General features: G+C 62.8%; 20 protein-coding genes. 13 read left to right on the top strand and 7 right to left on the bottom strand.

The window, feature by feature from the left end; translation table 11 throughout:
• Positions 1-239 precede the first annotated feature (239 nt).
• The 8 genes from lrp (at position 240) to purF (ending at position 10986) form a co-directional block, all read left to right on the top strand.
• On the top strand, positions 240-731 hold the full coding sequence (gene lrp / locus BN1119_RS03900; RefSeq protein ID WP_005300047.1) for a leucine-responsive transcriptional regulator Lrp: 492 nt from the start codon (positions 240-242) through the stop codon (positions 729-731).
• A 191-nt stretch (positions 732-922) separates the two neighbouring features.
• Positions 923-3421 (top strand): DNA translocase FtsK, encoded by a 2499-nt coding sequence (locus BN1119_RS03895; protein ID WP_041994203.1) that lies wholly within the window; start codon positions 923-925, stop codon positions 3419-3421.
• Between the two features lie 55 nt (positions 3422-3476).
• Positions 3477-4085: an outer membrane lipoprotein periplasmic chaperone LolA gene (lolA, locus tag BN1119_RS03890; protein WP_041994200.1), complete on the top strand. Its 609-nt coding sequence runs from the start codon at positions 3477-3479 to the stop codon at positions 4083-4085.
• A gap of 70 nt (positions 4086-4155) precedes the next feature.
• Entirely contained in the window at positions 4156-5499 is a 1344-nt protein-coding gene (locus tag BN1119_RS03885; RefSeq protein WP_041994197.1) for a replication-associated recombination protein A, read from the top strand.
• Positions 5500-5711: 212 nt separating this feature from the next.
• The gene (gene serS, locus BN1119_RS03880; protein WP_041994194.1) at positions 5712-7007 is read left to right on the top strand and encodes a serine--tRNA ligase; all 1296 of its coding nucleotides are present in this window, start codon (positions 5712-5714) and stop codon (positions 7005-7007) included.
• 234 nt (positions 7008-7241) lie between these two features.
• Positions 7242-8831: an AbgT family transporter gene (locus tag BN1119_RS03875; protein WP_041994191.1), complete on the top strand. Its 1590-nt coding sequence runs from the start codon at positions 7242-7244 to the stop codon at positions 8829-8831.
• A 124-nt stretch (positions 8832-8955) separates the two neighbouring features.
• Entirely contained in the window at positions 8956-9447 is a 492-nt protein-coding gene (locus BN1119_RS03870) for a CvpA family protein (RefSeq protein WP_041994188.1), read from the top strand.
• An 18-nt stretch (positions 9448-9465) separates the two neighbouring features.
• Positions 9466-10986, top strand: a complete 1521-nt coding sequence (purF, locus tag BN1119_RS03865) for an amidophosphoribosyltransferase (protein WP_041994185.1) — start codon at positions 9466-9468, stop codon at positions 10984-10986.
• Between the two features lie 79 nt (positions 10987-11065).
• Here the strand turns inward: purF and BN1119_RS03860 are convergent, their stop codons facing one another.
• On the bottom strand, positions 11066-11665 hold the full coding sequence (locus BN1119_RS03860) for a Yip1 family protein (protein ID WP_041994182.1): 600 nt from the start codon (positions 11663-11665) through the stop codon (positions 11066-11068).
• A gap of 152 nt (positions 11666-11817) precedes the next feature.
• Between BN1119_RS03860 and miaE the strand changes: the two genes are divergently transcribed.
• Positions 11818-12585, top strand: a complete 768-nt coding sequence (gene miaE / locus BN1119_RS03855; RefSeq protein ID WP_041994181.1) for a tRNA isopentenyl-2-thiomethyl-A-37 hydroxylase MiaE — start codon at positions 11818-11820, stop codon at positions 12583-12585.
• A 133-nt stretch (positions 12586-12718) separates the two neighbouring features.
• Here the strand turns inward: miaE and BN1119_RS03850 are convergent, their stop codons facing one another.
• From BN1119_RS03850 to pspF, 6 genes are all read right to left on the bottom strand, one after another.
• The gene (locus BN1119_RS03850; RefSeq protein WP_162625831.1) at positions 12719-13519 is read right to left on the bottom strand and encodes a peptide ABC transporter ATP-binding protein; all 801 of its coding nucleotides are present in this window, start codon (positions 13517-13519) and stop codon (positions 12719-12721) included.
• Between the two features lie 96 nt (positions 13520-13615).
• On the bottom strand, positions 13616-14614 hold the full coding sequence (locus BN1119_RS03845; protein ID WP_041994178.1) for a peptide ABC transporter ATP-binding protein: 999 nt from the start codon (positions 14612-14614) through the stop codon (positions 13616-13618).
• Positions 14615-14675: 61 nt separating this feature from the next.
• Positions 14676-15569 carry an ABC transporter permease subunit gene (locus BN1119_RS03840; RefSeq protein WP_041994175.1) on the bottom strand — a complete coding sequence of 298 codons (894 nt, stop codon included), beginning with the start codon at positions 15567-15569 and terminating at the stop codon, positions 14676-14678.
• 35 nt (positions 15570-15604) lie between these two features.
• Complete coding sequence (locus tag BN1119_RS03835; protein WP_041994172.1) at positions 15605-16564, bottom strand: ABC transporter permease; 960 nt, start codon at positions 16562-16564, stop codon at positions 15605-15607.
• 174 nt (positions 16565-16738) lie between these two features.
• Positions 16739-18334, bottom strand: coding sequence for an ABC transporter substrate-binding protein SapA (sapA, locus tag BN1119_RS03830; RefSeq protein WP_041994169.1), 1596 nt, complete (start codon positions 18332-18334; stop codon positions 16739-16741).
• A gap of 63 nt (positions 18335-18397) precedes the next feature.
• Entirely contained in the window at positions 18398-19456 is a 1059-nt protein-coding gene (gene pspF / locus BN1119_RS03825; protein ID WP_041994166.1) for a phage shock protein operon transcriptional activator, read from the bottom strand.
• Positions 19457-19651: 195 nt separating this feature from the next.
• On the opposite strand from pspF, the gene pspA reads away from it, so the two are divergent.
• Genes pspA through BN1119_RS03805 form a run of 4 tightly spaced genes read left to right on the top strand, consistent with a single transcriptional unit; the run spans position 19652 to position 22382 of the window.
• Positions 19652-20329, top strand: a complete 678-nt coding sequence (gene pspA / locus BN1119_RS03820) for a phage shock protein PspA (RefSeq protein WP_041994163.1) — start codon at positions 19652-19654, stop codon at positions 20327-20329.
• A gap of 3 nt (positions 20330-20332) precedes the next feature.
• On the top strand, positions 20333-20569 hold the full coding sequence (gene pspB, locus BN1119_RS03815) for an envelope stress response membrane protein PspB (protein WP_041994160.1): 237 nt from the start codon (positions 20333-20335) through the stop codon (positions 20567-20569).
• Positions 20566-20970 carry an envelope stress response membrane protein PspC gene (gene pspC, locus BN1119_RS03810; protein WP_041994158.1) on the top strand — a complete coding sequence of 135 codons (405 nt, stop codon included), beginning with the start codon at positions 20566-20568 and terminating at the stop codon, positions 20968-20970. Before pspB ends, pspC begins: the two co-directional genes overlap by 4 nt.
• Positions 20967-22382: a YcjX family GTP-binding protein gene (locus BN1119_RS03805; protein WP_041994155.1), complete on the top strand. Its 1416-nt coding sequence runs from the start codon at positions 20967-20969 to the stop codon at positions 22380-22382. The genes pspC and BN1119_RS03805 overlap by 4 nt, the downstream gene beginning before the upstream one ends.
• Position 22383 lies beyond the last annotated feature (1 nt).

Genomic DNA, 22383 nt, shown 5'->3' with positions numbered 1-22383 from the left:
TTTCATGCTGTCAGTTCACGTACACTGGCCACAACCATGCCTACGCGATATTCATGGTTTTTTATTTCTTCAGGTACACCGATAATCATGCTATCCCTCGTCTATTGATCGGTGTTTCATGTCGCCCTGATGTAGTGCGGCATTTGCACCTTCTTTATTCAGGCATTGACAGGATTTGTGACCATAATTATAAAATGACTGGTGATTCTTACCAAAAAATAGCCAAAGGATGGAATTAAATGATGGAAGCTAAGAGTCGGCTAAAGGATTTGGACAGGATTGACCGCAACATTCTGAATGAACTGCAAAAGGATGGCAGGATTTCGAACGTTGAGTTGTCCAAACGAGTTGGCCTGAGTCCCACACCGTGTCTGGAACGGGTTCGTCGCCTCGAGCGGCAAGGGTATATCGAAGGGTATGCCGCCATTCTGAACCCTCATTATCTGGACGCGTCTCTGCTGGTGTTTGTGGAAATTACCCTCAATCGTGGCGCCCCCGATGTGTTTGAGCAGTTCAACAAGGCTGTTCAGGTGCTCGAGGAGATCCAGGAGTGCCATCTGGTCTCCGGCGATTTCGACTATCTGCTAAAGACCCGCGTCAGCGACATGTCCGCCTATCGCCGCCTGCTGGGGGAAACCCTGCTGCGCCTGCCGGGTGTCAACGATACCCGCACCTATGTGGTGATGGAGGAAGTGAAACAGAGTAGTCGTCTGGTGATCAGCACCCGATAGAGTATTTTGTGCTGTGATGTAGCGAGCGATTGATGCATCATAAACGTCAGAAACGAGCGGCAGGTCCGCTCGTTTCTGCTTGTCGGACTTGTCGCGTCAATGGGCACGCAGGCTGACAAGCGATAGGATTTTCAGGGATACTGGGCCCCCTTGTCCCATGCGTTACCATGTTTTCAGAAAGGAGCCGGAGTTTGGCCGAGAAAAAGCTGTTTACTCCATTATCAGGCACCCAACGGATCTTCGAAGCCGTCTTGATCGCCATCACGCTGTTGGCCGCCTACCTCTTGCTTGCCCTGCTAACCTATCACCCTGCCGATCCCGGTTGGTCCCAGACCTCCTGGCAAGGGGAGGTGAAGAATCTGGCGGGCAGCGCCGGCGCCTGGATTGCCGATATCACCATGTTCACCTTCGGAGCTTTCTCCTATCTGGTGCCCCCCCTGATGGTGCTACTGGGCTGGAGCCTGTTCTGGCGGCCGAGCCGGCTGCTGGACGTGGACTACCTGACCCTGTCGGTGCGCATCGTCGGCTTCCTGCTGACCGTACTTGGCATGTCGGCCATTGCCAGCATGAATTTCAACGACATGCAGAACTTCTCCGCCGGCGGCCTGGTCGGCGATGTGATCGCCTCCGCGGTGATCCCGCTGTTTGGCGGCGTGGGGGCCAACCTGATGCTGCTCTGCTTCGTGGCCACCGGCATCACCCTGTTTACCGGCTGGTCCTGGCTCACCATCGTCGAGCGGCTCGGCAGTGCCTGTACCGGCGCTGTTTCCGCGCTCTATCACCTGCCCACCACCCTTGGAAACTGGCTGAACGGTGGCTGGCGTCAGCCCCGTTTTGAGGGGCCGGACCCCCTGCTGGAAGGCAGCGCCGGCGCCCTGGCGCTGGAGGATGAGGAGGATGAGCCCCATGGCGGCTGGGTGCGCCGTACCAAGGCGTCCCAACCGGCGAAGGGGAGCAAGGCGGCCAAGTCCGATGACTGGCTCCCCGAGCTCGACGAGGATACCTTCCAGTTCGATCCCGATTTCGATGACGAGGACGATCAGCCGGCCCCGCCCAGGCGCGCCCCACGTGCCCGTCAGCCCGTGGTCATGGCCAGGGAAGAGGAGATGGATCTGCCCTGGGCGGACAATGGGGACGAGGCGCCGAGTCCTGCCCCCGCAGCCCGCCCCGTCTCCCGGCGCACCGCCATGGCTGGCATGGCGCCATTGCCGAGCCTGGAACTGCTCGATCGTCCCCCGGTCAAGACCCAGTCCATGAGCCCGGATGAGCTGGAGCGCATGGCGCGCCTGGTGGAGGCCAAGCTGGCGGACTACAACGTGCAGGCCAAGGTGGTCGGTGTCTATCCGGGCCCGGTCATCACCCGCTTCGAGCTGGATCTGGCTCCTGGCATGAAGGCGAGCAAGATCACCAACCTCTCCCGGGATCTCGCCCGCTCCCTTTCCGCCAGCAGTGTGCGGGTGGTAGAGGTGATCCCGGGCAAGACCTATGTCGGCATCGAGCTGCCCAACCGGGTGCGCCAGACCGTCTACCTGCGGGAGACCCTGGATTGCGAGGCCTTCTCGGCCAGCCACAATCCGCTCACCATGGGGCTGGGCCAGGACATCGCCGGGGAACCCGTGGTGGTTAACCTGGCCAAGATGCCGCACCTGCTGGTGGCCGGTACCACGGGCTCGGGCAAGTCGGTGGGGGTGAACACCATGATCATCTCCATGCTCTACAAATCCTCCCCCGAGGATCTGCGCTTCATCATGATCGACCCCAAGATGCTGGAACTCTCGGTCTACGAAGGGATCCCTCATCTGCTGACCGAGGTGGTCACCGACATGAAGGATGCCGCCAACGCCCTGCGCTGGTGCGTAGGCGAGATGGAGCGCCGCTACAAGCTGATGTCGGCGGTCGGGGTGCGCAACCTCAAGGGGTACAACGACAAGGTGCTGGCCGCCATCGAGGCGGGGGATCCCCTGCTCGATCCGCTGTGGCGTCCGGGCGACTCCATGGATCAGATGCCGCCGGAGCTGGAAAAACTGCCCCACATAGTGGTGGTGGTGGACGAGTTTGCCGACATGATGATGATCGTCGGCAAGAAGGTGGAAGAGCTGATTGCCCGCATTGCCCAGAAGGCACGGGCCGCCGGCATTCACCTCATCCTCGCCACCCAGCGTCCATCGGTGGATGTGATCACCGGCCTCATCAAGGCCAACATCCCGACCCGGATCTCGTTCCAGGTGTCGAGCAAGATAGATTCCCGCACCATATTGGATCAGGGCGGCGCCGAATCCCTGCTCGGCATGGGTGACATGCTCTACATGCCCGCCGGTACCTCCAACCCGACCCGGGTCCACGGCGCCTTCGTCGATGACCACGAGGTGCACAAGGTGGTGGCGGACTGGAAACTGCGGGGCGAGCCGAACTACATCGACGAGATCCTCTCCGGCGAGTCGGAAGAGGGGGGCAGCGGTGGCGGCGACTACGGCGGCGGCGACGAGGAGCTGGATCCCCTGTTCGACGAGGCGGTGGCCTTCGTGGTGGAATCCCGCCGTGGCTCCACCTCCAGCGTGCAGCGCAAGTTCAAGATAGGTTACAACCGGGCGGCCCGTCTCATCGAGCAGATGGAGAACCAGGGCATCGTCAGCAGCCCGGGCGGCAACGGCCAGCGCGACGTGCTGGCACCGCCCCCGGTGCGCGATTAACCGCAGTGGTATTCTGGCCATGCCCTCGGGGCGTGGCCTTTTAGCGAGAGACCCTATGAAAAAAACCTTACTGATGGGCACTGTGCTGCTCATCGCCAGTGGCCAGGCCTGGGCCGATGCGGCCAGCGATCTCAAGCAGAAGCTGGCGGCGGTCAATCTTTTTTCCGCCCGATTCCAGCAGACCGTCTATGACAGCAAGGGCAAGGAGCTGCAAAAAGCGAGCGGCGATCTGCTGGTGTCCCGGCCCAATCGTTTCAACTGGCATACCCAGCGCCCGGACGAGAGCCTGATCGTGGCGGACGGCAAGGACGTCTGGATCTATGATCCCTTCGTCGAGCAGGTCACCGCCCTCAAGCTGCAGGACGCCGTGGTCAATACCCCCTTCATCCTGATCGCCAGCGGCGATGACAAGTACTGGAAGCACTACGACGTGGTGCGCCAGGGCAATGTGTTCACCGTCACCAGCCGCAACCAGGATGAGCTGATCGCCTCCTTTCGGGTCAGCTTCGATCGGCAGGACAACATAGATCGCTTCGACGTGAAAGAGGCCCAGGGGCAGTGGAGCGAATTCACCCTCACCAGCTTCAACCGCAAGCCGGCGCTCAAGGGGAGCGAGTTCGTGTTCAAGATGCCCAAGGGGGCCCAGCTGGACGACCAACGCTGATGGGTCGCCTGGCTGCGGATTCCTCGTCAGGCCGCCCCGGGTGGGTGGTCGCCATATCCCAGAGCGGTCGATGCAGATGAGCAACTTGTCCCTGGATTTCTCGTCGGACTTTCGTCCGCTGGCGGCCCGGATGCGGCCGCAAACCCTGGAGCAGTACATAGGCCAGCAGCATATCCTGGGGCCTGACAAACCCCTGCGCAAGGCTGTCCTGGCGGGGCACTGCCACTCCATGATCCTGTGGGGGCCGCCCGGCACCGGCAAGACCACGCTGGCCGAGCTGATGGCCCACTACTGTCAGGCAGAGGTGGAGCGACTCTCGGCGGTCACCTCCGGCATCAAGGAGATCCGTGCCGCCATCGACAAGGCCAAAGAGAACAGCTGGCGCGGGGTGCGCACCATCCTCTTCGTCGATGAGGTGCACCGCTTCAACAAGAGCCAGCAGGACGTGTTTCTGCCCCATATCGAAGACGGCACCATCACCTTCATCGGCGCCACCACAGAGAATCCCTCGTTCGAGCTCAACAACGCACTGCTCTCCCGGGCCCGGGTCTATCTGCTCAAGCGGCTGGAGGAGAGCGACATCCTCGCCATGATCGATCAGGCGATGACCGACCCCCGCGGTCTCAATGACCCCAGCCTCACCTTTGCCCCCGGGGTGAAGGAGGCGCTGGCCAAAGCCGTGGATGGGGACGGGCGCAAATCCCTCAACTACCTGGAGCTGCTGGCCGACATGGCCGAGGCCAATGGGGCAGGGGAGAAGGTGATCGACAGCGCCCTGCTCGCCGCCGTGGTGGGGGAGCACGTGGCGCGCTTCGACAAGGGCGGGGATCACTTCTACGACCTCATCTCGGCGGTGCACAAGTCCATCCGTGGCTCGGCGCCGGATGCGGCCCTCTACTGGTATGCCCGCATGGTGAGTGCCGGTTGCGATCCCCTCTACATCGCCCGCCGCCTGCTGGCCATTGCCTCGGAAGACGTGGGCAACGCCGATCCCCGTGCCATGCAGGTAGCGCTCTCGGCCTGGGACTGTTTCCACCGCGTCGGCCCGGCGGAAGGGGAGCGGGCCATCGCCCAGGCCATCGTCTACCTCGCCTGCGCCCCCAAGAGCAATGCGGTCTACACCGCCTGGAAGGCGGCGCTGGCGGACGCCAAAAACCTGCCGGACTTCGAGGTGCCGCCGCACCTGCGCAATGCTCCCACCAGGCTGATGAGCGAGCTGGGTTACGGCGCCGAGTACCGTTACGCCCACGACGAGGAGGGGGCTTATGCCGCCGGGGAGGAGTATTTCCCCACCGAGCTGGCCGGGAGGCGTTACTACCAGCCGACCGAGCGTGGCCTCGAGAAGCAGATAGCGCAAAAACTCGCGTATTTGCAGGGGCTGGATCGACAGAGCCCCCGTAAACGGCACAAATAGTCCCTGTTCGGGCGGGGGGGCGGTCTGATACACTGCCTCCCTGGCCCCGCTTGTCTCGGTCTTGCGCCATCTTCTTGATTTCTTGGGCCGATGTCGATGCCCGATGGTGAAGACGATAGGGGTGCGCCAACCGATGTTCACTCCCGGATCTGTGTTTTTGCCCCATCATGATGACCCGGGCCCAGATCCCATTTTAAAAAAGTAGGTAAACCATGCTGGATCCCAAATATCTGCGCGGCGAGATTGACGACGCTGCCGCTCGTCTGGCGACACGTGGCTACGTCCTGGACGTAGCGGCGGTCAATGCTCTGGAAGAGAAGCGCAAGGATCTGCAGTCCCGTACCCAGGAGCTGCAGGCCGAGCGCAACGCCCGCTCCAAGTCCATCGGCGAGGCTGCGCGTCGGGGTGAAGACGTGGCGCCGCTCAAGGCCGAGGTGACCAAGATCAACGACGAGCTGGAAACCAGCAAGGTCGCGCTCGAGACGCTGTTGCGGGATATCAAGGAGATCGCCGACGGCATGCCGAACCTGCCGAGCGACACCACCCCGGTGGGCCGTGACGAGAACGACAACGTCGAAGTGCGCCGCTGGGGCACGCCGCGCGGGTTTGACTTCCAGGTGCGCGATCATGTGGATCTGGGTGAAGCCATCAAGGGGCTGGATTTCAAGAATGGCGTCAAGCTGTCCGGTTCGCGCTTCGTGGTGATGAAGGGCCAGATTGCCCGCCTGCACCGCGCCCTGGCGCAGTTCATGCTGGATCTGCACACCCAGCAGCACGGTTACACCGAGTGCTATGTGCCCTATCTGGTGAACCCGGATAGCCTCTATGGCACCACCCAGCTGCCGAAGTTCTCCGAGGATCTGTTCAACACCGGCATCGTCTCCGACGCCGAAGAGGGCAGCAAGGAGCGCAAGCTCTCCCTGATCCCGACCTCGGAAGTGCCGCTCACCAACATGGCCCGCGACGAGATCTTCGACGAGCAGGAACTGCCCATCAAGATGACGGCCCACAGCCCCTGCTTCCGCTCCGAGGCGGGCTCCTATGGTCGCGATACGAAGGGCCTCATCCGCATGCACCAGTTCGACAAGGTCGAGATGGTGCAGCTGGTTCACCCCGAGAAATCCTGGGATGCCCTGGAAGAGATGGTGGGCCACGCCGAGAAGGTGCTGCAGCTGCTGGAACTGCCCTATCGCGTGATGGCACTGTGCACCGGTGACATGGGCTTTGCCGCCGCCAAGACCTACGATCTGGAAGTGTGGCTGCCGGCCCAGGATACCTACCGCGAGATTTCGTCCGTCTCCAACTGCACCGACTTCCAGGCCCGCCGCATGCAGGCGCGGGTGCGCATAGACGGCAAGCCCCAGCTGATCCACACCCTCAACGGCTCTGGCCTGGCAGTGGGGCGAACCCTGGTGGCGGTCATCGAGAACTACCAGCAGGCCGATGGCCGCATCGCCATCCCCAAGGCGCTGCACTCCTACATGGGCGGTCTGACCCATATCGGCTGATTGGCCTCAATTGAATGTTAAAAGCCATGGCTCGCCATGGCTTTTTTGTTATTCCTATTCCCATTCATATTCCATTCAGTTAACTGACGGTAAAAGGCTCGCGGTCAATTCATCAGGGATTGGCTCGGTCCGGTGATCAGGGTGTGCACTCCGTCCTTGCTCAAGTTCATCAGAAACGCAGGCGCATCGGCTGCACCGGCCGACAGCATGTTTCAAATGGATAAGGAGTAATGAATGACGTCGAGGACGACACAGCTGGCACCCGCACGCCCAGGTCTGTTCAACCGCTTTCTCAGCGGTGTTGAGTGGCTCGGGAACCTGCTGCCGCACCCCATCACCCTGTTTGCCCTGTTCTCCCTCACCCTGATCCTGGCCTCCGGCATCGCCGCCTGGTTCGGCGTCAGCGTGGTGGATCCGCGCCCGGAAGGGGCGCCCGGTCGCAGCGCGGACGGCATGATCACTGTGGTCAGCCTGCTCAGCGCCGAAGGCTTGCAACGGATCGTCTCCAACCTGGTGACCAACTTCACCGGCTTCGCCCCCCTGGGGACCGTGCTGGTGGCCCTGCTCGGGGTCGGCATTGCCGAACACTCGGGTCTGCTCAGCGCCGCCATGCGTGGCCTGGTGATGAGCGCCTCCCGCCGCATGGTCACGCTGACCATCGTCTTTGCAGGGATCATGTCCAACACGGCGGCCGAGCTCGGCTACGTGGTGTTGATCCCGCTGGCGGCCATGATCTTCCACTCCCTGGGACGCCACCCTCTGGCGGGGCTGGCGGCAGCCTTTGCCGGCGTGTCCGGCGGCTACTCCGCCAACCTGCTGCTCGGTACCGTGGATCCTTTGCTCGCGGGCATCACCCAGATTGCCGCCCGCATCATAGATCCCGGCTATGTGGTCGGCCCCGAGGTGAACTGGTACTTCATGTTTGTCAGCACCTTCCTCATCACGGGTCTCGGCGCCTGGGTCACCGAGAAGATCGTCGAACCCAAGCTCGGCAAATATGATCCCAGCGAGGCGAGCGTGGTGCTGGATCAGCAGGCCGAAGCCCTGAGTGCCCGGGAGAAGCGCGGACTCTGGTCGGCCCTGGTGGCCGTGCTGGTGGTGAGCGGCCTGCTGGCCCTGACGGTGGTACCGGAGGATGGCATCCTGCGTCATCCCGAGACGGGGGCCATCGCGGGCTCTCCCTTCCTGCATGGCATCGTCGCCTTCATCTTCGTCTTCTTCGCCGTGCCGGGCTTCGTCTACGGCAAGGTGGTGGGCACCATGAAGAGCGACAAGGAGGTGATCCAGGCGATGTCCAGCAGCATGAGCACCATGGGCATGTACATAGTGCTGGTGTTCTTCGCCGCCCAGTTCGTGGCCTATTTCTCCTGGACCAACTTCGGCACCGTGTTTGCAGTCAAGGGGGCAGGGGCCCTGCAGGCCCTGGGCCTGACCGGCCCGGGTCTCTTCTTCGGCTTCATCTTGATGTGCGCCGTCATCAACCTGATGATAGGGTCGGCCTCGGCTCAGTGGGCCGTCACGGCGCCTATCTTCGTGCCCATGCTGATGCTGATTGGCTACTCTCCCGAGGTGATCCAGGCGGCGTACCGCATCGGTGATTCCGTGACCAACATCATCACCCCCATGATGAGCTACTTCGGCCTGATCCTGGCGGTGGCGGTGCGCTATCAGAAGTCCCTCGGCATAGGGACGCTGATCGCCACCATGCTGCCCTATACCCTGGTGTTCCTGGTGGGCTGGAGCCTGCTGTTCTACTGCTGGGTGTTCGTGCTGGGCCTGCCGGTGGGCCCGGGGGCGGCCACCCTCTACCCGGTGGGAGGTTAAGGAAGAAGGGGCGCCAACTGGGCGCCCCTTCGTCTTTTGACGGGGGAGGCGAGAAGTTTCCCAAGCAATTCGCAATCGTTTTTGTTAGACTTCGCCGCAATTTTGCAGGACACACGAACGACTCATGGTTTGGATTGATTATGCAATTCTGGGCATAGTGGCCCTCTCCGCACTGATAAGCCTGGTGCGTGGTTTCGTCAAGGAAGCCATGTCCCTCGTTACCTGGTTTGTTGCCTTCTTCATCGCCAGCAACTTCTACTCCGATCTCGCCGTCTTCTTCACCTCCATCACGGATCAACTGCTGCGCAATGGCCTGGCCATCGCCGCCTTGTTCGTGGCGACCCTGATCCTGGGGGCCATCGTCAACTATGTGGTGGGGGAGCTGGTCAGCAAGACGGGGCTCTCCGGCACGGATCGGGTGCTCGGCGTCTGTTTCGGCGCCCTGCGCGGGGCGCTCATCGTCAGCGCCCTGCTGTTTTTTATGGATACCTTCACCAGCCTGCCCCAGGCGGACTGGTGGACCGGGTCCCGGTTGATCCCCGAATTCGGGTTGGTCATCCAGTGGTTCTTTGATTTCATGCAGAACTCATCGAGTTTTCTTAAACAGGTACAGTGACTTCGAGGTAGCAAGGACATGTGTGGTATTGTCGGTATAGTTGGCACCACCCCCGTCAATCAGGCCCTCTACGACGCCTTGACGGTGTTGCAGCACAGGGGCCAGGACGCCGCCGGGATCGTGACCATTGACAGTGGGAACTTCCGGCAACGCAAGGCCAACGGCCTGGTGAAGGACGTGTTTGAAGTGCGTCACATGCAGCGACTGAAAGGGCATATCGGCATAGGTCATGTCAGATATCCCACCGCAGGCAGCTCCAGTGCCGCGGAAGCCCAGCCTTTTTACGTCAACTCCCCTTACGGCATGGTGCTGGCCCACAACGGCAACCTCACCAACGCCAAGGATCTGAAAGAGCAGCAGTTCAAGGTGGCCCGCCGCCACATCAACACCACCTCGGACTCCGAAGTGCTGCTGAACGTGCTGGCCCACGAGCTGGACCTGTGCGACAAGATGGCGCTGGGGCCGGAAGACATCTTCGCCGCGGTGCGCAAGACCCATCAGCAGGTCCGTGGTGCCTACGCCGTGGTCTCCCTGGTGATTGGCCACGGCCTCATCGGCTTTCGTGACCCCAACGGCATTCGCCCGCTGATCCTGGGTCGCCGGGTCGACGAGCAGGGCCAGCTGGAGTACATGCTCGCCTCCGAGAGCGTGGCCCTTGACGCCATCGGGTTCGAGACGGTGCGCGACGTCGCCCCGGGTGAGGCCATCTACATCACGGAGCAGGGCCAGCTCTTCTCCGAACAGTGCAGCGATGCCCCCCAGATCAACCCCTGCATCTTCGAGTATGTCTACTTCGCCCGCCCGGACTCTTGCATCGACAAGGTCTCCGTCTATGCCGCCCGCCTCAACATGGGTCGCAAGCTGGGCAAGAAGATTGCCCGGGAATGGGACGATCTGGACGTGGATGTGGTCATCCCCATTCCGGAAACCTCCTGCGACGTGGCGCTGGAAATCGCCCACACCCTGGGGTTGCCGTACCGTCAGGGCTTCGTGAAGAACCGCTACATAGGTCGCACCTTCATCATGCCGGGCCAGACCCAGCGCAAGAAGTCGGTCCGCCGCAAGCTCAACGCCATCAGCTCGGAATTCAAGGGCAAGAAGGTGTTGCTGGTGGATGACTCCATCGTCCGTGGCACCACCTCGGAGCAGATCATCCAGATGGCACGGGAAGCCGGCGCCGCCAAGGTCTACTTCGCCTCCGCCGCCCCCGAGATCCGCTTCCCCAACGTCTACGGCATCGACATGCCCACCGCCAACGAGCTGATCGCTCATGGCCGTGAAGTGGAAGAGGTGTGCAAGCTCATCGGCGCCGATGGCCTGATTTTCCAGGATCTGGAAGATCTGGAAGAGGCGGTGCGCGAGCTCAACCCCGAACTGCGCCACTTCGAGACCTCGGTCTTCAATGGCAACTATGTGACCGCCGATGTGGATCAGGTCTACCTGGATCACCTCAATTCCCTGCGTAACGACGACAGCAAGGCGGTGCGTGAGTGGAATGAAGAGACCAACAACCTGGAAATTTTTAACGAAGGCAGTTAAACGTTTTACCGGTCGCGCCCGGCGCATGAATGAGAACGGAGGCCGATGGCCTCCGTTTTTTTATGGCTGTCCCGTCACACTAGCTGGTGAAGACGGGCCCCAGCCCCCAATCCCAGACCAGTACCGTGCCTGCCATCAGGCAGACCAGCAGCACCAGACCGCAGGTCACCATGGAGCTGGCGTAGATGAAGCCTTGCTCCTCCGGGATGTGCATCAGTATGGGGATGCCGGTGTAGAGCAGATAGATGGACCAGGCGAGGCCGAGCAGCCCCACCAGCATGATGAACCACATCACGGGATAGAGGGCGGCGAAGCCGGTCATGAACAGGGGGGTGGCGGTGTAGGCCGCCAGCTCCAGGGTCTGGGACATGTTGGGGTCGGCGCCGAAGGTGCGAGCCATCCACAGGGCCAGCACCGCCAGCAGGACGACGGCGACGATGAGGGCCAGGTACATGGCGCTCGCCATCCAGATGCCGCTGCGCATGGTCAGCATGATGGGCTCGCCGTTCCCCACCTGCCAGCCCAGATGCACGGCCGAGAAGTAGCAGCAGAGGGCGGGGATCAGCGCCATCAGGGCGACATGGGTGAGGCTGTGACTAACGGTTTCCTGGTGGTCGTCTATGTCGTGCCACTCATCTTTCGGGTGGGCGTAGAGCCCCCATATGTGGTTCAGGATCATGGTATTTACCCCTAAATATGGCGAACCCCGGCTGGTTTGCCTTGCCATTAGTTATTGTTAATGATCGGTTAATCGTCAAGGCGGGGGCCGGACTCGAGTTCGCCGCCAAGATCCGGTAACATGGCGCCCCCATCCCGTTTCGAGGCCATTTGATGGACGCCCTGCTCGCGCCAGTTCGCCAATTTCTGCACTGTGAAACCCCGGATGAGTGGATTGCCGTGGCACGGGATCCCGCTCATCTGCCGACCCTGCTCATCGACCATGCCAACTGCGAGAACAAGGCCGCCCTGACGGCCCACAGCCTGGTGCGTCGTTACTGCCTGCCCAAGGGCAAGCGCCACCTGCTGCCCAAGCTCGATTTCTATCGCGAGCTCGATGCCTTGCCGGAGAAGGCGCAGATCCTGGGCAAGCGCACCATGGGGGAGGAAGAGCGGACAGTGTTCGAGGAGCTCGAGCGCAACGACTTGCTGGTGAAGATGGTGCGTCTCATCCAGGAGGAGCTACACCATTTCGAGCAGGTGCTCGAGCTGATGGCGGCGCGGGGCATTCATTATGGCCCTGTCACCGCTTCCCGCTACGCACGGGGCCTGATGCAGCATGTGCGCCACCACGAGCCTGCCGCCGTGGTCGACAAGCTCATCATAGGGGCCTTCATCGAGGCGCGCTCCTGCGAGCGTTTCGCCAAGCTGGCCCCTCACCTGGACGAGGAGCTTGGCCGCTTCTATACCTCGCTGCTGCGCTCCGAGGCCCGTCACTATCAGGATTATCTGGCCCTGGCCGAGCAATACGCGGGGGAGAACATAGATGAGCGCATCGCCTTCTTCGGCGCCCTGGAGGCGGATCTCATCCGCTCTCCCGACTCGCAGTTCCGCTTTCACAGCGGCCTGCCTGTCAGACTTGACAGTGGTGCTGCCTGCTAGGCCCCTCTATGCTTGCAAAGGTTCCTTACGACGAGCGACACATGCAGTTTTGAGCGCAATTCCCGGCCACTGTGCCGGGATTTTTTTGGGGAAAAACTTGGAAGGGTTCGCCGCCCGCGGTGGGCGGCAGGGATCAGCGGCGATATTCGTTGTTGTAGTTCTGGATAAGCTTCTTGGTCACCTCGTGCTGGGGATCGGCAAAGACCTTGAGGGTCTTGCCCCGCTCCACCACCTGGCCGTCGTGCATCACCAGCACCTCGTCGCTGATGTGGCTCACCACCCCGAGATCGTTGGCCACCAGCACATAGCTGAGACCCATGGTCTCCTGCATCTCCAGCAGCAGGTTGATGATCTGGGAGCGCACCGAGATGTCCAGGGTCGAGAGGGCCTCATCGGCCACCACGATTTTGGGATTGAGGATCAGCGCCCGGGCCAGGGCGACCCGCTGCTGCTGCCCCGCCGACAACATCTGCGGATAGAAGAAGGCGTGATCCGCCAGCATGCCCACCATGCGCAGGGTCTGCATCACCTTCTCCTGGCGCTCCTCCTCGCTCATCTCGGTGTTCAGCCGCAGCGGTGTCTCCAGGATCTGGCCCACCCGTATCTTGCGGTTGAGGGAGGAGTTGGGGTCCTGGAAAATCATGCGCAGCAGCTTGCAGCGCGTCTGGTAATCCCCGTGGCGCATCAGCTGGCCCTCGATGTGGATCTCGCCACTGGAGGGTTCAATCATGCCCGCCAGGATCCGCGCTAGGGTGCTCTTGCCCGAGCCGGCCTCGCCGACGATGGCCAGGGTCTGGCCGACCTCGAGATCGAACGACAGCGGCTTGACGGCCTGCACGGCGCGGGAGCGAAACAGGCCGGTCCGGTTCTGGTAGGTCTTGCTCAGCGACCTGACCTGGAGCAGTGAAGGGGGATGAGTGGGCTCAGTCAGCACGGCGATGGCTCCGAAGTCGGCAATAAGGGCGGGGACAGGTTCCCCACCCAGGAGTGAAGGGGGGCAACCCGGGGGTAGTCAGATCATGATGGCCCGTCATTTCTTCGGCTCTTCCATGTTGAGGGGGAAGTGACAGCTGAACTGATGGCCCTTGACCTTGCTCATCAAGGGGGTCTGCACGCACAGCTTCTGGGCATGGGGGCAGCGCGGGCCCAGCCGGCAACCGATGGGCAGATGCTGCAAGGGGGGAATGACCCCAGGCAATGTCTCGAGCCGCGACTTGTGGTGCACCAGCTTGTCAAAATCGGGGATCGATTGCAGCAGGGCATGGGTATAGGGGTGGTGGGGGGAGGTGAGGATCTGCTCCCGGGTCCCCACTTCCACCATCTGACCGCAATACATGACGTTGATGTTGTCCGTCAGGTTGGCGATGGCGGCGATGTCATTGCTGATGATGAGGATGGTGGTGTTGCCCAGCTTGTTCATCTTGTCCAGCAGCCGCAGGATCTGGGACTGGGTGGTGGACTCCATGGCACTGGTGGGCTCGTCCGCCACCAGCAGACGTGGCTGGTTGGCAATCGCCATGGCGATCATCACCTTCTGGCACATGCCGTCGGACAGCTCGTGGGGGTAGGCGCGCATCACCTTGCGGTGATCCTTGACGCCGACCCGGTGCAGCAGGGCGATGGCCTGCTTCTTGCGCCACTGGAAGCGCTGCCAGAACTTGCCCTTGAAGGCGCTGGTGGGGATGGCCTCCTCCAGCTGGGTGCCGATCACTTCGGACGGGTCGAGGCAGCTGGTGGGATCCTGGAAGATCATGGCGATCTCGCGGCCCATGATGCGCCGCCGCTCCCTCGGCTCCATGGTCAGCAGATCCATGTCATTGAAGCGCATCCGATCGGCGCGCACCACCCAGTTGTCCTTCTGGATGCCGACGATCACCTTGGCCACCAGGCTCTTGCCAGAACCCGATTCCCCCACCAGGCCGCGGATCTCCCCCTCGCTCAGGGTGAGGCTCACCTTGTCCACCGCCCTCACCTTGCCCTGGGGGGTGTCTATCTCGATGGTGAGGTTGCGAATATCGAGCAGGGGCATCAGTGGTGCTCCTCATGGCGGCTCGCCGCCAGGCACGGGTGGGTATCGAGCAGGGACATCATCAGTCATTCCCCTCTTTGAGCGCTTCGCGGATCCCTTCCCCCACCAGGTTGGTGATGAGCACGCTGAACAGGATGGCCATGCCAGGCAGGGTCACTGTCCAGGGGGCGAGATAGATGAGATCGCTGGAATCGGCCAGCATGGCCCCCCATTCCGGCTGGGGCGACTGGGCGCCCAGCCCGAGAAAGCCCACTGCCGAGATGTCCAGAATGGCGGCGGAGAGGGTACGGGTGGTCTGGGCCACCAGGGTCTCGACTATGTTGGGCAGCACCGCCAGACGCATGATGCGCCAGGGGGGCGAGCCGTCGAGGCGGCTGGCGATGATGTACTCCTTCTGCATCTCGGTGTGCACCGCGTTGTAGGTGGCACGGATGAAAGGCGGTATCAAGGCGAGCGTGATGGCGATCAGGGTGTTGCCGAGGCCGGGCCCCAGGATGGCCACCATGATGATGGCCAGCAGCAGGGAGGGAATGGAGAGCAGGGTATCGAGCAGATGATGGAGCACGCTCGATTTGAGCCCCTTGCTCATGCCAGCCAGCATGCCGATCAGGGTGCCGACCACCATGGCGATCACCACCACCCCCAGGGCATAGCCGAAGGTGAGTCGGGCGCCAATCACCAGCCGTGACAGTATGTCGCGCCCCAGATCGTCGGTGCCGAGGAAATAGTCGATATTGCCGCTGCTGGCCCAGGAGGGGGCCAGCAGCAGGTGCTCGCTGTGTTGCTCATCCATGCCGTAGGGCACCAGCAGGGGCCCTATCAGGGTGAGCAGCAGCAGGGCGGCGAAACACCAGAGCCCGGCCATGGCCAGGGGGTTGCGCCGATAGGAGACCCAGGTCTGCGCCAGGGGCGAGAGGATCCTGAGCTCGGGGTAGAGGTTGGCTTTATCTTGCATGGGATAGGGCGCTCCAGCTCATGCCATGATCGCGTTCAGTCTTGTTTTGCATAGAGTTCCTTGCGCCGCGCCGGGTAGATGAGCGTGGTCAGCAGATCTGTGCTGACGCTGATGAAGATGACGAAACCGGCGACCACCAGGGTGGCTCCCCGGATGGCGGCATAATCCTGCAGGGCGATGCTGTTGATGAGCCAGCGGCCGATCCCGTGCCAGTCGAACACCACCTCGGTGATCATGGCGGAGGTGAGCACGCTGCCCAGCTGCAGTCCGAGCAGGGGCAGCACGGGGGGCAGGGCGTTTTTCAGGCCGTGGCGCCAGACGATCTGACGGCGGGAGAGGCCGCGGCTGGCGGCGGCCTTGATGTAGTTCTGCTTCATCACGTCGATGAGGGAGCTGCGCACGTGGCGGATCACCTCTGTGGTGGGCACCACGGCCAGCACCAGGGAGGGCAGTATCATGTGGCGCAGGGCGTCGTGCAGCGCCGCCTCGCGCCAGGGCGCCTGGCTCAGCAGCACATCGACCAGGGCCACCCCGGTGATAGACGGCACGTCATAGAGCAGGCTGAGCTGACCGGAGGCGGGCAGCCAGCCCAGATCCAGGGAGAAGAACATCACCATCAGCAGGGCCAGCCAGAACACGGGAACCGCATAACCGATGAGGCCGGCGGTCATGATGGAGAGATCCAGCCCGCGGCCCTGATAGAGGGCGGCCAGGGTGCCGAGGGGAATGCCCACCAGCAGGGAGATGGCGAACGCGGCGACGCACAGGCTCAGGGTGGCCGGGAAGTAGTGGTAGATCTCGTCGAGCACGGGGCGCCCAGAGACGCTGGAGACCCCCAGATCCCCGGCGAAGATGTGGCGCAGGAAGTCGGGGTAGCCCCCCCAGAAACCGGGCTGCTGACCGAGCAGGCGATAGTCGAGCAGGTAGGCGACCAGGGTCAGCGCCAGCAGGGTGATGAGCAGCAGATTGATGCGGCGCACTATGTAGAGCAGCATGCTAGACCCTCCGCCTGTGGATGATGATGGGGAACGGGAAGTCGGGCAGCATGCCAGTTTCTCCATCTGTGCATGATGATGGGGAACGCGAAGTAGAGTTCCTGCGCCTGTGGATGATGATGGAGCATGCGAACCGGGGCGGCGAGCCCGGCGCGCGGCAAGAGAGGGCCATGGTCATTTCCTGTGCACCTGGTTGAACGAGGTGCCGCCAAAGGGCATCAACTCCAGCCCCAGCACATCCTTGCGGCTGGCCTGGATACGCAGGGCGTGGGCCAGGGGGATGAGCGGCAACTGCTCGTTGAGCATGCGCTGGGCGTAATAGTAGTTGCGCAGCCGAAACGAGAGCTGACCGCTGCCTACCGCGTCATCGAGCAGCTGATCGAAGGCGGGGTTGCACCAGCGGCTGTCGTTGTTGCCCTGGGCCACGGCGTTGCAGCTGAGCAGCTGGCGAAAGAAGTTGTCCGGGTCGGCGTTGTCGGCCATCCAGCCCGACAGCAGGCTGTCGTAGTTTCCCCGGCGCAGGCGTTGCTCGATCACGGGATCCTCCTGCTGCACGATGCGCAGCCGTATGCCTACCTCCGCCAGATCGTTGCGGATAAGCTGGGCCGTCTTCAAGGCATCCGGGTTGTAGGGGCGCGAGCCCGGCCCCACCAGCACCTGCATCTCGAAGCCTTGCGGCAGGCCTGCCTCCTCCAGCAGGGCGCGGGCGCGGGCCAGATCCTGCTTGCGGACAGGGGAGCTGGGATCGTATCCCCAGGAGCGCGGCGGCAGCAAGCTGTTGGCGCCCTGGCCCGTGCCGAAATAGACCGCCTGCAACAGGTTGGGCACATTGATGGCACTGGCGATGGCCTGGCGCACCTGCACCTTGTTGAAGGGGGGCTTGCGGGTGTTGAGGGCCAGGAAGGCCACGTTCATGCCGGGCTGCACCGCCAGGGTGAGATCATCATGCTGCTGGATCACCGACAGCTGGCTGGCGGAGGGGTAGCTCATCACGTCGCACTCGCCGGTGAGCAGCTTGGCGAGGCGCTTGGAGGATTTGGGGGTGATGTCGTAGACCAGCTGCTCGAGGGGCGCCGGGCCCCGCCAGTAGCCGGGATGGCGCTCGAAGCGGATGAATTCGTTGTGGCGATAGGCCTTGAAGCGAAACGGTCCCGTGCCGATGGGGCGACTGTCGAGCAGGGCCGGGGTCCCGGCGGCCAGCATGGCCTGGCCATATTCGGCGGAGAGCACCACGGCGTAGTCGCTCGCCAGGGTGGCGAGGAAGGAGGCATCGGGGCGGTTGAGCTCGAATACCACCTGATGGGAGCCATTGGCGCGAACCTGCCGCAGCAGCTGATCCAGCCCGAGGCTGGAAAAATAGGGATACTGGCCGCCGGAGACGTGGTGATAGGGGTGCAGGTTGTCAAGCAGTCGCTGCCAGGTGAAGACCACATCGTCGGCATTGAAGGGGCGGCTGGGGGAGAACCAGGCGGTGTGATGGAACAAGACATCCTGGCGCAGGTTCAGGGTATAGGTGAGCCCATCCTCGCTCACGGCCCAGTCGAGCGCCAGGCCACCGCGCAGGGTCAGGGTCGCGGGATCCGACTCCAGCAGCCGATCGTAGAGGGGGCGGGCGCTGGCATCCAGGGTTGCCCCGGAATTGGCCAGCTGGGGGTTGAAGGTCTGGGGGGCCCCTTCGCTACAGTAGATGAGCCCCGTCCTGGAGGCCTCCGTCTGTTTCTGGCACCCGCCAAGCAGCACGAGACTGGCGAGCAGCAGTGGTGTGAGCATTCTCATTATGAAACCATGTCGTTAGCAGGTTAGTGAAGCGGATGATCCGGGATCATCGGCCTCTCAGGCGGGGTCATTGTCCCCGTCCAGCAGCTGGTATTTGCGCAGCATGCCGCGAAACTGGTGGTAACTCAGGGCCAGCAGTTGGGCGGCTTTGCGCTGATTATACTGGGATTGTCGCATCGCTTGCTTGAGTAAATCCATCTCGACCCGCGCCACCTGGGTTTTCAGATCGCAAGGCAGGGTCGGCAGCCCGGCATCATGGGGCTCTTTTGTCTCCGCTTCACCCGTCTCCCATCCCGGGCTTGCCTGGGTGGCGGCGGGCTTGCGATCGCGCCCGGGACGCCAGGGGGAGTCGAAGGGGTTGAGCACCAGCTCGGCCAGGGCCAGCCTGGGGTTGCCCTGACGATAGATGCTGCGCTCGATCACGTTCTTGAGCTCCCGCACGTTGCCGGGCCAGGGGTAGTCGTGCAGCAGGGCCTTCACTTCCCGGGAGAAACCGGCAAACAGCTCGTAGCCGAGCTCCCGGGTCATACCGTGGGCAAAATGTTCCGCCAGCAGCAGTATGTCATCCTGCCGCTCGCGCAGGGGGGGCAGGGTGATGACGTCGAAGGCCAGCCGATCGAGCAGGTCATGGCGAAAATCGCCGCGCTCGGCCAGGGCGGGCAGATCCTCGTTGGTGGCGCACACCAGCCGCACGTCCACCTTGAGCGCCTTGGCGCCGCCCACCCGCTCGAACTCGCCATACTCGATGACCCGCAGCAGCTTCTCCTGCACCCGGGCGCTGGTGGTGGCCAGCTCGTCGAGGAAGAGGGTGCCGCCATCGGCACGCTCGAAACGGCCCTGATGGCGCTTGGCGGCGCCGGTGAAGGAGCCCGCCTCGTGGCCGAACAGCTCGGTTTCCAGCAGGCTCTCGCTCAAGGTGGCGCAGTTGATGGTGACAAAACTTTGATCCCAACGCGCCGAGAGATAATGTAGGCGGTGCGCGATCAGCTCCTTGCCGGTGCCCCGCTCCCCTATGATGAGCACGGGCTTGCGCAGGGGCGCCAGGCGCGAGGTCTGTTCGATGATCTCGAGGAAGGCGTTCGACACGCCGAGCAGGCTTTCCGTGGCCGTGGTCATGATGATCCCTGTGATTGATAAAAGCTGGTCAATCTTACCAAGAGTTGGCTATTTTTATCACCTATCCGTTTGCATTCGAGTCGGTGTAACATAGTATGCCGATATAAATCATATAGTTAACTTGATTCAAAAGATTGGCATGATGGTTGCTGCATTCCCAGCGTCACTCATTCATGCAATCACAGGAGTCTCATCATGAGCATTTTTTCCCGGTTGGCCGACATCATCAACTCCAACCTGACGGCACTGCTGGACAAGGCGGAAGATCCCCAGAAGATGGTGCGCCTCATCATCCAGGAGATGGAAGACGAACTGGTCAAGGAGCGCTCCAACCTGGCCCGCTTCCTGGCCGAGCAGAAAGAGATAGGTCGCCAGGTCGCCCGCCATCAGGAGCGGGTCGACGAGTGGCAGGGCAAGGCCGAACTGGCCCTCTCCAAGGGGCGTGAAGATTTGGCTCGCGCCGCCCTCATCGAGAAGAAAAAGCAGGCAGAGCTTGGCGACAACCTGGATCGCGAGCGCGAGGCCGTGGATGCCGGCATCGAGAAACTGGGGGAGGAGATCCGCCAGCTCGAGGCCAAGCTCGAAGATGCCCGCGCCCGTCAGAAAGCCATGGCGATCCGTGGCGAGGCGGCCAGCAGCCGGTTGAACGTGCAGAGCCAGGTCGCCCGGGGCGGCAGCCAGGGAGTGGTCGACAAGTTCGAGCGCATGGAGCGCCGCATCGACGAGATGGAGGCGCGGGCCGATCTGGGCCAGTCCGACAAGACCCTGGCCAGCCAGTTTGCCGAGCTGGAAGTGGACGATCAGATCAGCCGTGAACTGGAAGCCCTGCGCCAGAAGATGGGCCAGGGCAGTGACGGCAAGCAGGGAGAGTAATGGATGGAAGACATTCTAGGGGTATTCGTGACGCCCATCATCGTCTTCATGGTGGTGGTGGCGCCCATCTGGCTGGTGCTGCACTACCGGGCCAAGGGGCGGATCGGGGTCGGCCTTGCCGATAACGAGCGCGAGCAGTTGCAGGGTCTGCTGCAAACGGCAGACAAGATGCAGGAGCGGGTCGGTGCACTGGAGTCCATTCTGGATGCCGAAGTGCCCGGCTGGAGGAATCGGGTATGAGCCATTCGTTCGGACAGGAACAGCGCCGCAACCTCTATCGTGACCCCCAGAAGGGGCGGATCGCCGGGATCTGTGCCGGCCTTGCCGACTATTTCGGGGTCGAGATCTGGATAGTGCGGCTGCTCGCCATCAGCGGCCTCATCTTCGCCGGTTTCATCACCTTCACCGCCTACATCGCGGCCTGGTTCCTGCTCGACAAGAAACCTGTGCTGCTGACCCAGGAGCCGGCGCCCATGGAGAGCCGGATGAAATCCCATAGCTGGGAGGCGGGGATGACGCCGCTCCAGGCCATGGAGAAGGTGAGTCGCGAGCTGGCCGCCCTCGAACCCAGGGTCCAGCAGATCGAGAAACTGGTGACCTCCAAGGAGTTCACCCTGCAGCGAGAATTCAACAAACTTTGATACGCACACTGGAGAGAAAGCTCTCGGCCTTGCAGCACAAGGCCGAGGATGCGGTCAACCGGGTACGCGACCGCCACCTGCGACTCGCGGTGACCGGGCTGTCGCGCAGCGGCAAGACCGCCTTCATCACGGCCCTGGTCCATCAGCTGGAGCGGGCCGCCATCGATGGCCGCCTGCCCCTGTGGGATGCCGCCCGCCAGGGGCGGCTGCTGGGGGCCCGCCGGGTTCCCCAGCAAAATCCCCAGATCCCCACCTTTGCCTATGAACGGGGCCTGGGCGCCCTGTTCGCCGAGCCGCCGGCCTGGCCAGAGGCAACCCGCGGCGTGGCCGAGGTGCGTCTCGAGCTGCGTTATCGCACCCGCCATCCCCTGCGTCGCCACCTGGGCGAGGTGTCGACCCTCTACCTGGATCTGGTGGATTACCCCGGCGAATGGCTGCTGGACCTGCCCCTGCTGGCGCTGAACTATCACCAGTGGAGCCAGCAGGTGCGCGAGCAGCTCACGCGTCCCGCCCTGGCGGCGCTGGCAGCCCCCTGGCAGCTGACCGAGCAGGGGGAGCCCTGGCGCCCGGATCGCCCCTTCGACGAGGGGGAGGTGGCGCGTCTGGCCGAGCGCTATACCGCCTATCTTCATGCCTGCAAGGACGAACTTGGCCTGCACCTCATTCAGCCGGGGCGCTTCGTGCTGCCCGGCGAATACCAGGGGGCGCCCATGCTCCAGTTCGTGCCCTGGGTCTGGGATCCCCCCGTGGGCACCCCGGCCGAGGATAGCCTCTATGCCACCCTGGGCCGCCGCTTCGAGCAGTACAAGCAGCATCTGGTGCAGGGGTTTTATGAGCAGCATTTTGCCGGCTTCGATCGCCAGATCGTGCTGGTGGATTGCCTGGCGCCCCTCAACGCCGGGGCCGAGAGCTTCGCCGACATGCAGCAGTCCATCGCCCGCATCATGGAGAGCTTCGCCTACGGCAAGAGCAACTGGTGGCGGCGCCTGTTCGCCCCGCGCATCGATAAGCTGCTGTTCGTGGCGAGCAAGGCCGATCATGTCACCCCCGAGCAGCATGGCCCCCTGGTCTCCCTGTTGCAGCACCTGGTGCAGCAGGGGCGCGGCCAGGCCCGCTTCGAAGGGATCACGACCGAGTGTCTGGCCCTGGCGTCCATCAAGGCGACCGAGGTGGGCAGGGGCATGGCGGGCGGGCGCGAGTTTCCCGCCATCAAGGGCACCAGCCTGGCCGGTGAGCCGCTGCTGCTCTTCCCGGGCGAGGTGCCGGCCCAGATCCCGTCCGCAGGCTGGTGGCAGGGACAGCAGTTCGACTTTCAGGCCTTTCGCCCCCTGGCGATGAGCCCCCATCAGGCCATGCCCCACATTCGACTGGATGCCGCCCTGGAGTTTCTGCTTGGCGACAAGCTGGAATAGA

Source organism: Aeromonas bivalvium, assembly GCF_000819765.1.
GTDB lineage: Bacteria > Pseudomonadota > Gammaproteobacteria > Enterobacterales > Aeromonadaceae > Aeromonas > Aeromonas bivalvium.
This window is presented reverse-complemented; position numbering and strand designations above follow the sequence as displayed.